A 17,668-nucleotide genomic window follows, 5' to 3' on the forward strand; every position below is an offset into this window, starting at 1 on the left:
ATGGATTTCACATTCGATTCAGATGACAATAAAAATGCTGTCATCAAAGTGATAGGTGTCGGTGGTGCCGGTGGTAATGCTGTTAATAGGATGATCGATGATGGCGTACAAGGAGTATCTTTTGTAGCTGCTAACACGGATGTTCAAGCCTTGAATAGTAATAAAGCAGAAACTAAAATTCAGCTTGGGCCAAAACTAACGAGAGGGTTAGGAGCAGGTTCTCATCCTGAAGTCGGTCAAAAGGCTGCTGAAGAAAGTGAACAAACAATCGAAGATGCACTTAAAGGTGCTGACATGATTTTTATCACTGCTGGAATGGGTGGTGGTACGGGTACTGGTGCAGCTCCTGTTGTTGCTAAAATTGCTCGTGAAACAGGTGCTTTAACAGTTGGTGTCGTTACTAGACCATTTACATTTGAAGGCCCCAAACGCTCCAAAAACGCTACAGAAGGTATTTCACAATTAAAGCAATATGTTGATACATTAGTTATTATTGCTAACAACCGCTTGCTAGAGATGGTTGATAAGAAGACCCCAATGATGGATGCTTTTAAAGAGGCTGACAATGTCTTAAAACAAGGTGTTCAAGGTATTTCTGATTTAATTACTTCTACCGATTACGTAAACTTAGACTTTGCGGATGTTAAAACTGTAATGGCTAACCAGGGTGCTGCTTTGATGGGAATTGGTCGCGCTAGTGGTGAGAATAGAACAGTTGAAGCCACTAAATTAGCAATTTCGTCACCTTTGCTTGAAGTTTCAATAGATGGTGCTAGACAAGTCCTACTAAATATCACTGGTGGACCAGATTTAACTTTGTTTGAAGCTCAAGATGCTTCTGAAATTGTTTCAAAAGCTGCTGGTGATGATGTAAATATTATCTTTGGTACGTCTATCAATCCTAATTTAGGTGATGAAGTAGTAGTTACTGTGATTGCAACAGGAATTAGTTCTCTAGTTGAAGAAGAAGCTTCTAAGCAGCTACCAGGACAAGGACATCAAGTTAAAGCTGAAACTGAAAAAAGTTCTATTAATTTAGATACTAAACTAGATGAGACTGAGTCAGTCGAAAGAGAACAAGTTTTTGATCAAACTACTGATTCTGAACAGGCTCCTAAGCATAGAACTATGGTAGATCCAACCAGTGTTTGGGGCTTAGATAATGACGATCAAGCAAGTAGACGTTCCACTGAAAATGAGGTTGAACGTGATGAACAGCAGAGTGCCTTTGATGATCAAGGTAGTATTTCACAAATTGAAACTAGCGCCTTTGATGATGACGACACTGACGATATTCCGTTTTTTAGACATCGTGGCGAAAAGTAGCAGGAGGTAAAGAAAATGGCTTTTAGTAAAATAGGTAAATTTTTCGGTATCTCAGATGAAGAAAATGAGATGTTAGATAACGAAGAATATCTTGAATCTCAAGACGAACTTGAAAACAGTATTCCCAGTGGTTCAATTGACCATGATAAAATAGTGTCAATTAAATCAGGAAGCAGTTCTGCTAAAAGCAATATTGTTTTATATGAACCTCGTGTATATTCGGATGCAAAAGATGTTGCTCAGAATTTACTAAATAATAAAGCAGTAATTATTAATTTTAGTCGAATGGAAGATGCTTCTTCGAGAAGAATTGTTGATTTTATTACCGGTACGGTTTATGCATTAAATGGTGAAATACAACGTATAGGTGACAAGATTTTTCTCGCTACGCCACCTAAATTTGTCACTGATGGAAAAATCAGCGATTTAGTCGATAAGAAAGATAACTTGAGTTAATGTTTGAAGCAATTCGTTATATAATAAATATTCTAAATTGGATTATTTGGTTATACAGTATTGTGATGGTTATCGATGCGATTATGAGTTGGATACCTTTTTTACATGATTCAGCTATTGGACAAATAATTAATCGCATAATTGATCCATATGTGAGTATTTTTCGTAAAGGACCTATCGAACAGCTATCAAATTCTACTGGCATAGATTTTTCATTTCTTTTAGCCTTGTTATTGCTGTATTTTGTGCAAGAATATGCTATAGGATGGCTATACAATATTTTGTTTAGGATCTTTGCGTAATGGAAAAGAGACAAGCAAGTAAGTTTTATCCGTATTTTGACGTTGAAGAAAAATCGGTCATTGATAAAATGACCGGTTTTTTCAATAGTGTGGTTTTTAAGCAGCAACCATTGCTTACTGAGTTCTTGGATCCTGCTCAAAGAGATATTTTACGCACAATTGCAGGAAATGATCTTTTTATGCAGGATTTTGGTGGTTACCAAACTGCTGAGAAGAAAAGAGTTTATCTAACCGTAGACTGGACTAATTTTGATTTATCGGATTATGGTGTAACTGCATTTTCAATTAACTATCCGAATAAGTTTGAAAAATTAACTCATAGTGCCATTCTGGGTAGCTTAGCTAATTCAGGAATTGAGACTGAAACATTTGGTGATATCATTACTGACGGAAATGGGCAATGGCAGTTTTTTGGGAAAAGTGAACTAACTGATTTTTTTCAAAAAGAAATTACTAGAATAGGGCGAGTCAAAGTTAAAGTTGAACCTATAGACTTTAGAAATGTCATAGTCCCAGAAGATGATAGTAGTGAAACTTCGATTGTTGTGACTTCACTTCGGGTTGATGCAATTTTATCAGGAATTAGTAACCAAAGCCGTAGCCAAATTCAAGATAGTATTTCGACAAATTTGGTTAAATTAAATTGGCATGGTATCAAAGATTCTAATATAATAGTAAAAGTAGATGATGTTCTCAGCTTAAGGCATTTTGGTCGATGCAAAGTTGAGGATATTAGAACAACGAGAAAAGGCAAATATAAGGTGGTGCTGAGACTTTGGCAGACAAAAAAACACAAACAAAGAAATTAACGCCAATGGATATTCATAATGAGGAATTTAAAAAACGTGGACTTAGTGGCTATGATCGTCGCGAAGTTGATTCTTTTTTAGATCGTGTTGTGGATGACTATGGTGATGCACTTGATGAAACAATTGATTTAAAAAATGAAGTAGCTCGGCTAAAAACGCAAGTTAATGACTTACAAGCTAAAGTTACGAAATATGAGCATAACGAAGAAGCAGCTAAGCATCAACTTGCTGATGCACATGTTCGTGCACAAGAGATTATCAATACGGCAACAGAGCAAGCGCATAACGAAACTGCCCAAGCAAGAGTAGATGTTGACTACCAAAAGCAGCAATTGGATACGATCAAAGACGATTACGAGCGAGTTAAGAAAGAGGTCGCTGGTTATCGTACATATATTCAAGATTTGCTTCAAAAGGCAATTGAAAATCTCAATGACGATGATTGGCAAAAGGCGCTTGATAAGTACTTTGGCACAGAGCGTTTTTATCCACCAGACGGTGCAGAGCCAATTACTTTAACCGACGAAGAAGAAATCGTTGATGAAGATGACGATGAGGAGGATACGGGAATAGTTGACAAAGATGATGACTATGAAGTAAACTTTGATGAAGAAGATGATCCACAGCCAATGGCTGGTGACAGTTCAAATTCTGAAACAATTGATCTGAATAATGAAGAAGGACCTGAAGTACAAGTTTCGGGAACTTCAATCGTTTTTCCAGAGGATTATAAAAAAAGAGATTAATAAACGGATAGTAAAACCGAAAGACAATTCAGCGATCTAGTGGTGGTGTGAGACTAGTATTAAGTGCTTGATGGTTGATCAGCTATCGCGATATAGTTTATTTCGGCAATTGCACGTTACGCAATCTTTAAGTGGAGCTTAATTGGCTCAATTTAGGTGGTACCACGATATTAAACCTCGCCCTAATCAGGACGAGGTTTTTTTGCAGAAAGGAATAAATAATGAGAGTAAAGGATACGCTAAATTTAGGGAAAACTAAATTTAAAATGCGTGGAAATCTTCCCGTTAGAGAAGCAGAATGGCAAAAAGAATGGGATGAAAATAAATTATATGAACAAAGACTAAAACTAAATGAGGGTAAACCTCGTTTTGACTTGCATGATGGTCCTCCATTTGCCAATGGTAATATTCACATGGGACATGCGTTAAACAAGATTTCTAAAGATATTATTGTTCGCTTTAAAAATATGGATGGTTATTACGCACCTTACGTTCCCGGATGGGATACACACGGTTTGCCAATTGAGCAACAATTAGCAAAACAAGGCGTTGACCGTAAAAAAATGAATCGTGCGGAATACCGTCAATTGTGTGAAGACTATGCTAAAAAAGAAATCAGTAAACAAAAAGCTGATTTTAAGCGTTTAGGAGTGATGGGTGACTGGGATCATCCATACATTACTTTACAGCCTGAATACGAAGCAGAAGAAATTCGTGTGTTTGGTAAAATGTATGAACAAGGATACATTTACAAGGGTAAGAAGCCAGTCTACTGGTCACCTTCTAGTGAGTCAACGTTGGCTGAAGCCGAGGTTGAATATCATGATGTAAAGTCTCCTTCAATTTATGTTGCTTTTCCTGTTAAGGATGGTAAGGGCACCATTGACCCAAAGGATACTTATTTCGTAATCTGGACTACAACACCTTGGACTATACCTGCTAACCAAGGAATCACAGTTAATCCAGGCTTTGACTATTCAGTAGTCAAAGTTGGCGATAAAAGATATGTAGTAGGTACTGATCGACTTGAAGCAGTAGCAGAAGCACTTGATTGGGAAAATTATGAAGTTGTACAACACATAAAAGGCTCTGAGATGGATCGCATGCTTGCTTCGCATCCACTATACGGACAAGATGTTTTGGTAATGAATGCGATGCATGTTACTGCTGCTGACGGTACTGGTTTAGTTCACACTGCTTCTGGCTTTGGTGAAGACGACTATAATGTTGCTCAACGCTATGACTTACCTGTCTTTAGTCCCTTGGATAATAAGGGTTGCTATACCGATGAAGTTCCTGACCCTGAATTAGTTGGCATGTTTTATGACGATGCTAATAAAGTTGTCAGCGAAAAATTAAAGCAGTCTGGTAACTTATTGAAACTAAGCTTTTTCACACACTCATATCCACATGACTGGAGAACTAAGAAGCCAGTTATCTATCGTGCAACAACTCAATGGTTTGCATCAATTGAAAAATGCCGTAAACAAATTCTTGAACAAATTGATCAGGTTAACTTTATGCCAGAATGGGGTAAAGTTCGTTTGCACAACATGATCAAAGATCGTGGCGACTGGGTAATTTCACGTCAACGTGCTTGGGGTGTTCCTCTACCAATTTTTTATGCAGAAGATGATACTCCAATTGTTACTCCAGAAACAATTGAACACATTGCGCAAATTTTTGCCAAGGAAGGTTCAAATGCTTGGTATAAACGCACTGCTAAAGAACTTTTACCAGATGGATTTACTTCTCCACATTCTCCTAATGGAGAATTCAGAAAAGAAACAGATATTTTAGATGTTTGGTTTGATTCTGGGTCTTCACATCGAGCAGTAATGGCTGCAAGAGAAGATTTACGTTTTCCAGCAGACATGTACCTTGAGGGTAGTGATCAATATCGTGGTTGGTTCAATTCTAGTTTGATTACTTCAGTTGCAACAACTGGTCAGGCACCATATCGCAACATCCTATCTCAAGGATTCGTTTTAGATGATAAAGGTCATAAAATGTCGAAATCGCTTGGTAATATCATTGCACCAAACGATATAATTAAAAAGATGGGTGCTGAGATAATTCGTTTATGGGTTGCTTCAGTTGATGCAACTTCAGATGTAGCAGTTTCCCAAGACATTTTGCAGCAAACTTCTGAAAGCTATCGTAAAATCAGAAACACTTTCCGTTATATGTTGGCTAATACTTCAGATTTTGATCCAGAAAAAGACCGTATTGCATATGAAGATCTTAATTCGATTGATCAATATCTTGAAGTTCGTTTGAATGAACTTGTTAAGAGCTGTTTGGAAAGTTATGAAAAATATGATTTCAATAATGTCTATAAAAAGATCTTTTCGTTTATTTCTAACGATTTATCAGCATTTTACTTGGACTTTGCAAAAGATGTTTTATACATTGAAGGTAAGAATAGTCATGCAAGACGTTCAATGCAAACGGTCATTTATGATGCTGCGGTTAAATTAGCCAAGGTTTTGACACCTATCCTTCCGCACACAATGGAAGAAATCTGGTCATTCTTAAAAGAAAAAGAGGACTACATCCAACTGACGAATATGCCTGAAGTTGAAGAATATGAAAATAGTGAAGAACTACTTGCTAAATGGCAAAAGTTCATGTCATTAAGAGATGATGTCTTAAAGGTCCTAGAAGAAGCACGTGACAAGAAGCTAATTGGTAAATCATTTGAGGCAGCTGTGACGATTTATCCTACTGAAGAAATGAAGTCGGTTTTAGATTCACTAGATGCCAATTTCAGACAGATTTTAATTGTCTCTAAATTAACGATCGCTGATGGTCCGGCTCCTGAAAATGCTGAGAAACTACAAAATGGTGCTTTCATTGTTGAACGAGCTGAAGGTGAAGTTTGTCCACGATGCCGAATGATTAGAAATGACATTGGTCAGGATAACGACCTTCCAATGCTTTGTGGACGCTGTGCTGAGATAGTCAAGGCTGATTATCCTGAAACAGCTCAAGAAGGACTAGAAGAATAATGCGTTTAGGTACAGTAAAGCAATTTGATCCAAAAAGTAGTTTTGGATTCATTGAAGATGACGAAAACCACAAATCTTATTTTGTTTTTTACACTGCAATTAAAGAAGAAGGATATCGTCGCCTTCAAGTTGGTCAAAAAGTCAAATACCAACTTGCTCAAGGAAAAAATGGCTTGCAATGTGTGAATGTATATCTAGCTAATTAATAGGAAAGTGAATAAATGGATTTAACAGAAACTGAAATTTCTTCAAAACAGATTTTTTCGGGGCGAATTGTTGATCTCTCTGTTAGAACAATTAAATTGCCTAATGGTGAAACTGCAACAAGAGAAGTAGTTAAACATCAACCTGCTGCTGCAGCGATTGCAGTAAATGATAAACAAGAAATGCTGCTAGTTGAACAATGGCGCGAACCAATTAAAGAATTAACCTTGGAAATTCCAGCTGGTTTAATTGATGAGACCGATGCGAGTCCATTGGATGCAATGAAACGCGAGCTGAATGAAGAAGGCGGTTATCATGCCGATTATTGGGAAAAAATTACCGAATTTTATTCTTCACCTGGCTTTACTGATGAGAAACTACATTTATTTTATTGTGACACTTTGACAAAGCTTGATGATAAAAGACCATTAGATTCAGATGAATTTTTGACTAGTCACTGGTATAATTTGGAAGAACTAAAGCGTCTTTTTGCTCAAGGTAAACTTGTTGACGCAAAAACGTTGTACGCAATGAGTGTTTGGGAAAACATGTTGTTAACTGGCGCAAGCGCAAAGGAATAAAATGACTGAAAAGCGATCTGATTACCGAAAAAAGAATCAACGAAAAAAGAAGAACAGCTTTTTTAAGACAATTAAATCGGCTTTTGATAACGAGGAAGAAGTAGATGTAAATCCAGAATTTACACGTGACTCAACTGAGCGTCCTTTTAATGATGAGCAAAGCTCAAAAACTAGAAGAGAACCTCAAAGAGAAACGCAAACTTCTAGTGATGAAAATACTTCCAAGTATCAAAATAAGCAGAAAGCTCAGCCTAAGACTTGGGTAGAGAAGGGCTTAAGACTAAAAAGGCGTTTAAACATTGCAATATTAATTGTGATTGTATTGATTGTTTTGGTATTATTAGCGTTATTTCATTTATAAATAATCGAGGGGAAAATGAAGATAGCAATTATTGTCCCAATGGAAATTGAGGCAGAATATTATCGTAAGTATTTTCACTCTGGTAGCACAGAAATGTTCGGATCTACACAGTTCGAGCATTTTTGCGTTAACGGCAATGAAATTTACATTGGATTGAGTGGAATAGGTAAAGTACAAGCTGCAATGAACTTAGCAAGCTTATTGAGTAGTGTAGATATTGATTTGATTTTTATGACGGGAACGGCAGGTTCTTTACAGCAAACTGTTCATAAAGGTGATTTAGTTTTAGCTAGTTCTTTTGCTTACCATGATGCTCATAATACGCTTGCTGGGGACTACGTAGAGGGACAAATTCCCGGTGAACCAGCAGTGTTTGAACTAGATTCATCTGCTAGAAATGAATTTATTAGCTTCTTAAATAAAGAGGGAGTATCGTATCAAGAAGGATTAGTAGTCACTGGTGATTCCTTCATCGGTTCTGATAAGCAGAAGGACGAAATTAAACTTAATTTTGCTAATGCTCTTGGTGTTGAAATGGAAGGTGCGGCTTTTGCTCAAGTAGCTTATCATTTTGCTAAACCTCTTATTGCATTACGTGCGATTTCGGATAATGGAAATGATAATGCAAACGAAGATTTTGATCAGTTTGCCAAAAAAGTTGGCGCTAAAGCTGCAAAGTTAATTTGTGCCTATCTAGACAAAGTGAAATAGCTTATGGAAGAAATTTATTTAGACAATGCAGCGACTACTCCAATGTCTCCAAAAGTAATTGATGTGGTTACTGAAGAAATGAAGAACGATTTTGGTAATGCTTCTAGTACTTATGAGCTAGGAAGAAAAGCGCGTCATGTAGTTGACCAAGCGCGTTCAAAGGTTGCTAAAGCAATTAATGCTAAGGATAACGAGATAATTTTCACTTCTGGTGGTTCGGAAAGTAACAATACGGCAATTTTTGGCACCGCTCATAGTAGGTCTGATATAGGCAAGCGCATTATAACTACTAAGATTGAGCATCCATCTGTTTTACAGCCAATGATGCAACTTGAACGTGAGGGCTTCGATGTAGTTTATCTTAATGTTGATGAAACAGGCCATATTTCACTTGAAGAGTTGAAAAAGAACTTAACTCCTGAAACAATTTTAGTTTCGATTATGGCAGTCAATAATGAAATAGGGACAATTAATCCAATTGCTGAAATAGGTGAAATTGTCGCAAAGAGTAACGCATATTTCCATGTTGACGCGGTTCAGGGATTAGGGAACATTGACATCGATGTTGCTAAAATGAAAATCGATTTACTATCTTCATCTGCTCATAAAATAAATGGGCCAAAGTTTCTTGGCTTTTTGTATGAAAAAGCTGATGTGAAATTACCACCATTAGTCTATGGTGGAGAGCAAGAAACGAAGCGACGGGCAGGTACAGAGAATGTTCCTGGAATTGCTGGCTTGGGCGAAGCTGTAAGCGAAATTATTGAAGTTGATAAGCAAAAATTGCAAGAAAAGTATCATCACTTCCAAAAAATAATTTTGACTGAACTCGATCAAGCAAAAATTGCTTACCAGGTTAATGGCGGTTTAGGTGAAAATGTCTCGCATCATATTTTGAACCTGCGCATTGATGGTATATCTACAACACTTTTACAAGCAAATCTAGATTTAGCTGGTTTTGCTGTTTCAGGTGGCTCAGCTTGTACAGCAGGTTCACTCGAACCGTCACATGTTTTATGTGCATGCTTTGGTAAAAAGTCTCCGCGTGTTCTAGAGTCAATTAGAATTTCATTTGGTAGATATACGACTGATGAAGAAATTACTAGCTTTGCTCAACAACTAGTGAAAATTGCTCAAAAAGTCCAGAAAAAAGAAAAATAGTTGCTTTTCAATTCAATTTAACTTATTATTAGTAAGCGTGAGGTATAATTATGGCAAATACTGTAGAAATTAATGGTGATACGCGTAAGTTTACACTTAGTCCTGACTTGAAGCTGTACGCGCTTATTGACGCTGGCTTTGTTAAAACGGCCAAAGGTAATTTTAATTACGAACATCCACTTTATAATGATTCACCATATAATGCTCCTACCAAATTGAAAATGACGATTGACAAAGAAATGAGTCATTTAACAATGGTTGTGACTGACCGCAATGGTCTTAAGAAGGTTAATATTTTTAAAAACCAACAATTAGCACCTACGGTGGAGCTGTTAGATTATATTCTAAAAGACTTAGAAGAGCGAAATATTATTGTTGCTGTAAAGGACTGAGTTAATTGGCAAAAAAGGGTCGAGTAGTAGTAGGTATGAGTGGTGGGGTTGATTCCTCTGTTTCTGCATTACTACTTAAGAAGCAAGGCTATGATGTAATTGGCGTTTTTATGAAAAACTGGGATGACACTGATGATGCGGGTGTTTGTACCGCCACAGAAGACTATGAAGACGTCAAAAAGGTAGCTGATCAAATTGGTATTCCATATTATTCAATCAATTTTGAAAAAGAATATTGGCACCGTGTTTTTGAATATTTTTTAAGTGAATACAAAAAGGGGCGTACACCTAATCCCGACGTAATGTGTAATAGCCAAATTAAATTTAAATCATTTTTGGATTTCGCAATGGACTTAGATGCAGATTATATTGCAATGGGACATTATGCAAAAACGATTACTGATGAAAATGGCATTACGCATATGATGCGGCCAAAAGATGGCAATAAAGATCAAACTTACTTTTTGAGTCAACTGAGCCAAAAACAAATCAATAAGGTGATTTTTCCATTGGCTAATTTGACTAAGCCACAGGTACGTGAAATTGCAATTGAAAATAATTTAGTTAACGCAAAAAAGAAGGACTCCACTGGAATTTGCTTTATTGGAGAGAGAAACTTCCGCAAGTTTCTAAGTGAGTTCTTACCGGCAAAGTCTGGCAAAATGGTCACACCTGATGGAAAAGTTGTCGGTGAGCATGCCGGATTAATGTACTATACTATTGGCCAGCGTTCTGGTTTGGGTTTAGGCTCTACTAAGCAATCGACTGCTCCATGGTTTGTTGTTGGTAAGGACTTGAAAAAGAACGAATTAATTGTTGAGCAAGGATATGATAGTGAATTGCTTTACGCTACTAAGCTTGAAGCAAGCGGCATGTCATTTTTCACTGGTCAGCCTGACCGTGACTTCAAGATTCGTTGTAGTGCAAAGTTCCGATATCGCCAGCCTGATGTTGCAGTTACTGTTGAATATCATGCTGCTAATAATTCAGCTACTGTTTACTTCGATGAGCCAGCTCGTGCAGTAACACCTGGACAGGCTCTAGTTTTATATAACGGTGAAGAATGTCTAGGTGGTGGCAACATTGACTGTGCATACCAGGAAGAGCGGAAATTACAATTAGTTTAGAATAGCTATAAAGAAAGACTTAGTTCTTTCTTTTTTTATACTCTGAAATATATTTACAGGCCGTTGATTCTGCTTTTTCATTTATATTAATTAAATGATAAACTAGAAAAGTAATGCTAATAAAGAATAGGACTAGTAATAGATGCAGATTTATTTTGTAAGACATGGAAAAACCGAGTGGAATTTGAAGCGTCGTTTCCAGGGCGCACATGGTGATTCTCCATTGTTAGCAGAAAGCTTAAATGATATAGAAAAACTTGGGAATCACTTAAAAGGAACTAATTTCAATGGAATCTATTCTAGTCCATTAAAACGTGCTTTTGATACAGCTAATGGCGTGAAAAAAGCTATATCTTCTGATTTAAGTGTCAAAAAAGATGAGCGTCTACGTGAATTTGACATGGGGCTAATGGAAGGCTTAAAGTTTGATGAAGCGAGCGCAAAATTTCCTAAACAGGTTGACGATATCTGGAATAGACCTGATAAATATGATGGTAAAAGCATTCAAGGTGAAAACTATCCAGATGTAATTTCGCGTGGAAAGAGCTTTGCTACTGAAAAAGCCAGCCAATTTACTGGTGTTGACGATAAAGTGCTTGCCGTTAGTCATGGTGCTGCTATGGGTGCTATTATGGGGGGATTACTAGGATACCCATTAAAAGATGTTAGGTGTAATGGCCCATTAAGTAATACTAGTTTAACGATTTTGGAAACACTTGATCAAGGTGCAACCTTTAAGTTAATTGTGTGGAATGATACAAGCTTTTTAGAAAGGGATACTTCAGGAACTGATGCATTATGACAGATAAACAAAGTAAAAGTATGAAAGAGGACGCTGAAGTTAATCAGCGTATACACAAGTTAATCGAGAAAATAGATCAGAATCCACAAAAAACAGAAAATTATCTAAAACTAGCGACAGAATTAATTGAGCAGGGAAGTTTTGCTCAAGCAACTCAACTTCTTGAGCAAGCTAAACATCTTGTTAAGCACCCACAGGACTTAGACTATAATTTAGCAGTTTGCTACTACATGCAAGGTGATTTTGATAAGTCTCTTACCTTACTTAATCAAATTCCTAATGATGATTTAGTTTTATACCAGAAAGCACTAGTTTTTTTAAAACTTGGTCAAGGACAAAAGGCATTAGCTCATGCGTTAACGATTAAGCAAGTTGATGATAAGGTTCTAGAATTATTAGGTGATATCTGGCTAAGTCTTGGTGAATTAAGCGAAGCTCGTACCTGTTATGAAAAGATTTCTCCTAACAAAAGGACGGCAAAAGTTTATTTTATGCTTGGGATTAGTATTTTGGATAGTGACCGTAAAAAAGCAACTAGTTATCTTAAAAATGCAAAAGAAAAAGATCCTAAATATTTTAAGCAAGCCAAGGAACAATATGGTGCAATTTTAAAAATGGTTAACGAAGCGGAAAAGAAAAATGACTAAGTTTGTTGGAAAAGTGAACAGAATCGTTTTCGAAAACGATCAAGATTTATATAAAATCCTTGATGTAACAATCATTGGCAAATTGGAAGACTATGATCGCGAGGAAATTAAAGTAACTGGTAGTTTTGGCGAAATTCAAGAAAATACTACTTATAGCTTTGAAGGGAAGCTCGTTGTTCACAATAAGTTTGGTTTACAATTTCGATGCGATAGCTATAAGCAATCAGTCCCACACGAAAAGGGTAGTTTAACGCGCTATTTGAGTTCAAATAAATTCCCCGGAATTGGTAAAAAGGCAGCAGACTCTATTATTTCGGTTTTAGGTGTTGATGCATTATCAGTTTTAAAAGAAAAACCTGAAAAAGTTTCTGTTTTACCGTTAACTAAGAAGCAAAAGGATAGTCTATTAAATGGAGTTCAGTCAATGGATTCATATTCAGAGATTGTTCTTAAGCTTGCCCAATTTGGATTAAATAAAAAGGTTGCTGGCCGGCTTTACCAACTATATCATGGCGATACTTTAACTAAAATAGAAAATGACCCCTATGCTGCAATTTCAGAAGTGACAGGTTATGCTTTTAAAAGTTCGGATCAAATAGGAAATAAGTTGGGGATAGAGGTTGATGATCCCCGCAGAATTAAGGGTGCAGTTTTTCAGGTTCTAATGGATGAGCTTAGCCAAGCTGGAAATACCTATATCAAGTTAGAACAGCTTCTAACGTCAGCTAGCGAATTATTGCAATTTAAGCATTTTGATCCAATTGCCAATGCAGTCAATGAATTGCAGCATGAAGGCAAAGTTGTGGTTTCTGGTGAGAATGCTGCACTACAAAACATTTATGCAACAGAAAACGACATTGCTTTAATGATGAAAAACTTAGTTGATCGTAAAGATGAAAGTGAGCATTTTGAAGATAAGGCAATCGACAAAGCAATAAAAAATGCTGAGAAAAAGCTAAAAATTAAATATGACCAAACGCAAAAGCTTGCAATAAAAAATGCTCTAACTAATCCAATATCGATTTTAACGGGTGGACCCGGAACAGGTAAAACAACTATCATTAATGGTATCTTGTTAGCTTTACGTGAACTTGCTGATATTCCTGCATCAGCACTTTATAGTAGTGATCCGCCATTCTTACTGGCAGCTCCAACTGGCCGAGCAGCAAAGCGCATGGAAGAAATAACTGGTATTACGGCAAAAACAATTCACCGCATGCTAGGCTTAGGAATTGGCGATAGTGATGCTCTTGATCTCAACGAACTTAATGGCGAAATTCTAATCATTGATGAAATGTCGATGGTTGATATGTTCCTTTTTAAAGAACTAGTTTCTTGCATAGCTGAAACACGACACGTTGTATTTGTTGGAGACAAGGATCAGCTGCCATCAGTTGGTGCAGGAAATGTTTTTAGTGACTTAATTAGTGCAGATGTTTTTCCAACAACTGTTCTAAAACAAATTCACCGTCAGGGTGACGATTCAAGTATTATTACGCTTGCCCACGATATAAATGAGGGACAGGATCAAGACGCATTATTTAATAAAACTAAGAACTATTCTTTCATTTCCTGTCCGCCACATGAAGTTGATCACGTAGTTAGTCAAATTGTTGAGCGTGCTCTTAAACGTGGTTTTGATCAGGATGATATTCAAGTATTGGGTGCAATGTATCAAGGTTCTGGTGGCGTAACTAATCTAAATAATGTGATTCAGGAAATTATGAATCCAGCCAAACCTAATAGTAAAATTCTCGAAGCTCATGATGAAATTTTTCGAATTGGCGACAGGGTGCTACAACTGCAAAATAACCCTGAAAAAGATATTTACAATGGACAAATAGGAAAAATAATCTCCATCGATGAAAAAAATCCGCAAAAGTGTATGACAGCTGATTTTGATGGACGTGAAATTAACTTTAGTAAGAAAGATCTGTTTGACCTTACTAGAGCTTATGCGATTACGATTCACAAAGCACAAGGTTCTGAATTTCCCTTGGTTATTTTAAGCTTGACCATGCAAAACTATGTCATGTTGAAACGAAATCTTTTATATACAGCCGTTACCCGAGCGGAGAAAAATCTTGTGTTAATTGGAGACCCGCGTGCATACGCAATGGCTTTTAATACACCAGGAAATGACCGTAAAACTGGCTTAAGTGCCAAACTGTGTGAACAGCTAGGTAAGAAAGTTAATACAGAAGTGGTTGATGAAAAAGAAGATAGTAATCTTGCAAGTAGCACCACTGACTTGCCAAAAGATGAAGATTACGTTTTAACTTCAGAATTAATTTATTCAGGTCAAATAGATCCAATGATTGGCATGCAAGGAATTAAATTAGGTGTTCAACAATAAGCAAAATAGCTTGGAGAAAAATAATGAGTAAAGAAATTGAGCAAATCATAAAAGATCAAATTGGAAACTGGGTAGTTAATCACACTCAGGTTTGCTTTATTAGTGATGATACACTTGAAATTGCAACTAGTGAAAAAGACTCTTTGGGAGAAACAATATACTGCTTTATCCAGAAAAGTAATGATGTGTATCGGATAGGTGATGACAGTAGAACATTATTTAAAATTGACCCAAGTGCAAGTGATGAAGAATTGTATGCTATGACGGAGGAAGTTGCTAAGTCTGCAGGCTTTGATTTTGATTACAATACTGGAGAAATTTGGAAAGAAGTAAGTCGAGCTAATGTCATTGCAACGATTATGAAGCTAACCCAATTAGTAGTTGCCGTATCTTATTTAGGTTAATACAGTAAGTAATTCTTCTTGTCATCGCGCTGAGATTATGCTTAAATGATTAAAACTCGATTGAATTATATGTAGATATAGGCGGTATAGCATGGCAATCATAGCAAAAAATCTTTCTAAAAACTATGGTAAAAAACAGGTTCTACATGATATCAGTTTCGAAATTCCTGAGCAGCCTACTATTGTTGGTCTGATTGGCCCCAATGGAGTAGGAAAGTCGACCATGCTTAGATTATTGGCGGGAGTGCTGATTCCAACTGATGGTGAGATTTTAAATGACAAAGTTAAAGAAACATATTACAAGTGGGCATGTGTCCACAGCACTTTTGTCCCCTCAGGTGAAAGAGGCTTGATATATCGTTTAACTACAATTGAAAACTTGCGATATTTTGCATCTTTTAAAGGAATTAATCTACACAAAGCAGAAAAGGTACTGAGATCTTTGGCTGAATCATTAGACTTTTCGGAATTATTGGATAAAAAATTTCAAGAATTATCGACAGGACAAAAGAAGAAAGCAGCAATTTTAGTAGGTGCCTCACTGGAAACCAGTGTTTTGCTACTTGATGAGCCATCGAATGGCTTAGACATTAATGCTCAGGATGATTTAGCTAGGTTCATTGTGAAGCTGAAAGATCTATATCACAAGATGATTTTTGTTTCTTCACATGATACACAAATGCTGTCTGGTGTGGTTAACTGCTATCTGTTTTTTAAAAATGGCCAGATTGTAAAACAAGTAAATCACCATTTTAGTGAAGAAGAACTAATTAGAACTTACCAAAATGTATATCGCTAAAGTGGGTGGAAAAAATGAAGAAAATAAAGCAGCTTTGGATGTTGTTTATTGTTCAATTGGAATCTGTCATAAAGTTAAATATAAGATACTTAAATTCTACAGTTAGCCAAATATTTTTGTATGCGGGTGCTTTCTTAATTGTTTTATTTGTAACAGATACTTCCAAAATGGCTCGATATTATAATTCTAAGGCAGGGGTACTAGTTGCAATGATCGGCTATTTGTTTTGGAGTATCGGAATTTCTTCTTTTCAATCGTGCAGTAATGCAGTTGAAATAGATGAGCGGGAAGGAACCTTAGAAAGTGAAATGCAATCTGCATACCCTTTGTGGTTAATTTACCTATTTCAAATTCTTGGAGAAAACATTATTGTTTGGCTTGAGTTATTAGTCATAAGTATAGTCACATGTTTTTTGTCGCACTTTACTTTCAATGACTTAATTTCTTCTTTGCTTCTTACTTTTGTTTTTTCGCAAATTTCAAACTTAGGAATGTTTGGCATGGGGATGTTCTTAGCGTCAGGTTCTATTCGATTTAAGAAAATGGGGCAGTGGTCAGTAATTATATCATCACTTTTAATGATGTTTTCTAATGTTTTTTCTCCAGCTTTTCTTGGTATTCAAGAAATTATCCCTTATGTGTGCGGCGTTGAGCTTGTAAGAAACATAGTATTGGGTCAGGGGTTTGTTATGCATCAGTTTTTAATCTTTTTATTGGTCAATGCAGCTTGGTTAATTGCTGGAATAATTGTTTTTTCCTATAGCATTAAGTATGAACGAAAAAATGGTTCATTTGACGCTTTTTAAAATAAAACTTAATATAAAATAGAGCAGTTTGATATTCATGAAAAGATGTTAACTGCTTTTATTATGCTTAATAGAGTAGTTCATGCATTAAAGGAAGTTAAAATATTATTTTAGAATTTAAGAATGTTGTTTTGGGGACAAAGAATTATTTTGCTGTAAGAAAATTATATTTAACCGCTTTTCCAAAAAATGAGCGCTTTTCAATATGGCAATTAGTTTTAATGGCACTTCACCGCCAAGTTCATTTCGAAGCGGTTTATGACAAGCACGACTTTATTGGCTTAGTATTTCTTGCAGAGAGCAGTGAAGCAGTTTACTTGATGTTTTTGGCAACAGTTTCGAACAAAAGAAATCAAGGGTATGGCTCAAAAATTTTAACTCAATTAAAAAAGCGTTTTGCACCCAAAACTATCATTATTGACATTGAACCAGTGAATGAAAAAGCGGTCAATTATAGACAACGCTTAAAGAGATTATCTTTTTATGAAAAAAATGGGTTTAGGCAGACTCCTAATTATCTAGTTGATGATGGAGGGGCCTTCTCAATCTTAACTTCGAGAAGCAAATTTAATGTAAAAAAATTCAGTCATTTATTGAAATGGCTGAGCTTTGGTTTGTATAAATTTGAGATAAAATAAAAGGAAAAGCGTGTACGTTTTTCCTTTTT

20 protein-coding genes are annotated in these 17,668 nt (G+C 36.2%); all 20 read left to right on the forward strand.

Annotation, left to right across the window (positions count from 1 at the left end):
* Positions 1-1,326, forward strand: a complete 1,326-nt coding sequence (gene ftsZ, locus DKL56_RS03395) for a cell division protein FtsZ (RefSeq protein WP_074425454.1) — start codon at positions 1-3, stop codon at positions 1,324-1,326.
* 69 nt (positions 1,327-1,395) lie between these two features.
* Positions 1,396-1,782 (forward strand): cell division protein SepF, encoded by a 387-nt coding sequence (locus DKL56_RS03400; protein WP_228150048.1) that lies wholly within the window; start codon positions 1,396-1,398, stop codon positions 1,780-1,782.
* The gene (locus DKL56_RS03405; RefSeq protein WP_109715417.1) at positions 1,782-2,084 is read left to right on the forward strand and encodes a YggT family protein; all 303 of its coding nucleotides are present in this window, start codon (positions 1,782-1,784) and stop codon (positions 2,082-2,084) included. Before DKL56_RS03400 ends, DKL56_RS03405 begins: the two co-directional genes overlap by 1 nt.
* Entirely contained in the window at positions 2,084-2,893 is an 810-nt protein-coding gene (locus DKL56_RS03410; RefSeq protein WP_109715418.1) for a YlmH family RNA-binding protein, read from the forward strand. Before DKL56_RS03405 ends, DKL56_RS03410 begins: the two co-directional genes overlap by 1 nt.
* Positions 2,860-3,639 (forward strand): DivIVA domain-containing protein, encoded by a 780-nt coding sequence (locus DKL56_RS03415; protein ID WP_109715419.1) that lies wholly within the window; start codon positions 2,860-2,862, stop codon positions 3,637-3,639. Before DKL56_RS03410 ends, DKL56_RS03415 begins: the two co-directional genes overlap by 34 nt.
* 221 nt (positions 3,640-3,860) lie before the next feature.
* The gene (gene ileS / locus DKL56_RS03420; RefSeq protein ID WP_109715420.1) at positions 3,861-6,650 is read left to right on the forward strand and encodes an isoleucine--tRNA ligase; all 2,790 of its coding nucleotides are present in this window, start codon (positions 3,861-3,863) and stop codon (positions 6,648-6,650) included.
* Positions 6,650-6,856 (forward strand): cold-shock protein, encoded by a 207-nt coding sequence (locus DKL56_RS03425; protein WP_046306729.1) that lies wholly within the window; start codon positions 6,650-6,652, stop codon positions 6,854-6,856. Before ileS ends, DKL56_RS03425 begins: the two co-directional genes overlap by 1 nt.
* A 15-nt stretch (positions 6,857-6,871) precedes the next feature.
* Positions 6,872-7,435 carry an NUDIX hydrolase gene (locus DKL56_RS03430; protein ID WP_046306730.1) on the forward strand — a complete coding sequence of 188 codons (564 nt, stop codon included), beginning with the start codon at positions 6,872-6,874 and terminating at the stop codon, positions 7,433-7,435.
* 1 nt (position 7,436) lies between these two features.
* Positions 7,437-7,796, forward strand: a complete 360-nt coding sequence (locus DKL56_RS03435; RefSeq protein ID WP_109715421.1) for a hypothetical protein — start codon at positions 7,437-7,439, stop codon at positions 7,794-7,796.
* A 15-nt stretch (positions 7,797-7,811) separates the two neighbouring features.
* Positions 7,812-8,507 (forward strand): 5'-methylthioadenosine/adenosylhomocysteine nucleosidase, encoded by a 696-nt coding sequence (locus DKL56_RS03440; RefSeq protein ID WP_109715422.1) that lies wholly within the window; start codon positions 7,812-7,814, stop codon positions 8,505-8,507.
* 3 nt (positions 8,508-8,510) lie between these two features.
* Positions 8,511-9,668, forward strand: a complete 1,158-nt coding sequence (locus DKL56_RS03445) for a cysteine desulfurase family protein (protein WP_109715423.1) — start codon at positions 8,511-8,513, stop codon at positions 9,666-9,668.
* A gap of 50 nt (positions 9,669-9,718) precedes the next feature.
* A complete protein-coding gene (locus DKL56_RS03450; RefSeq protein WP_046306739.1) occupies positions 9,719-10,060 on the forward strand; it encodes a DUF1831 domain-containing protein in 342 nt (113 codons plus the stop codon).
* A 5-nt stretch (positions 10,061-10,065) separates the two neighbouring features.
* Complete coding sequence (gene mnmA, locus DKL56_RS03455) at positions 10,066-11,187, forward strand: tRNA 2-thiouridine(34) synthase MnmA (RefSeq protein WP_275425099.1); 1,122 nt, start codon at positions 10,066-10,068, stop codon at positions 11,185-11,187.
* A gap of 142 nt (positions 11,188-11,329) precedes the next feature.
* Positions 11,330-11,989: a histidine phosphatase family protein gene (locus tag DKL56_RS03460; protein WP_109715424.1), complete on the forward strand. Its 660-nt coding sequence runs from the start codon at positions 11,330-11,332 to the stop codon at positions 11,987-11,989.
* On the forward strand, positions 11,986-12,636 hold the full coding sequence (locus DKL56_RS03465; protein ID WP_109715425.1) for a tetratricopeptide repeat protein: 651 nt from the start codon (positions 11,986-11,988) through the stop codon (positions 12,634-12,636). The genes DKL56_RS03460 and DKL56_RS03465 overlap by 4 nt, the downstream gene beginning before the upstream one ends.
* The gene (recD2, locus tag DKL56_RS03470) at positions 12,629-14,992 is read left to right on the forward strand and encodes an SF1B family DNA helicase RecD2 (protein ID WP_109715426.1); all 2,364 of its coding nucleotides are present in this window, start codon (positions 12,629-12,631) and stop codon (positions 14,990-14,992) included. The genes DKL56_RS03465 and recD2 overlap by 8 nt, the downstream gene beginning before the upstream one ends.
* 23 nt (positions 14,993-15,015) lie before the next feature.
* Positions 15,016-15,396 carry a DUF1828 domain-containing protein gene (locus tag DKL56_RS03475; protein WP_232349888.1) on the forward strand — a complete coding sequence of 127 codons (381 nt, stop codon included), beginning with the start codon at positions 15,016-15,018 and terminating at the stop codon, positions 15,394-15,396.
* A 91-nt stretch (positions 15,397-15,487) separates the two neighbouring features.
* On the forward strand, positions 15,488-16,195 hold the full coding sequence (locus tag DKL56_RS03480) for an ABC transporter ATP-binding protein (RefSeq protein ID WP_074425441.1): 708 nt from the start codon (positions 15,488-15,490) through the stop codon (positions 16,193-16,195).
* A gap of 14 nt (positions 16,196-16,209) precedes the next feature.
* Positions 16,210-17,001: an ABC transporter permease gene (locus tag DKL56_RS03485; protein WP_074425440.1), complete on the forward strand. Its 792-nt coding sequence runs from the start codon at positions 16,210-16,212 to the stop codon at positions 16,999-17,001.
* A gap of 131 nt (positions 17,002-17,132) precedes the next feature.
* Positions 17,133-17,639, forward strand: coding sequence for a GNAT family N-acetyltransferase (locus DKL56_RS03490; RefSeq protein ID WP_239440606.1), 507 nt, complete (start codon positions 17,133-17,135; stop codon positions 17,637-17,639).
* The last annotated feature ends 29 nt before the right edge of the window (positions 17,640-17,668 follow it).

This window comes from Lactobacillus apis, from assembly GCF_003150935.1.
In the GTDB taxonomy this organism is placed as follows: domain Bacteria; phylum Bacillota; class Bacilli; order Lactobacillales; family Lactobacillaceae; genus Lactobacillus; species Lactobacillus apis.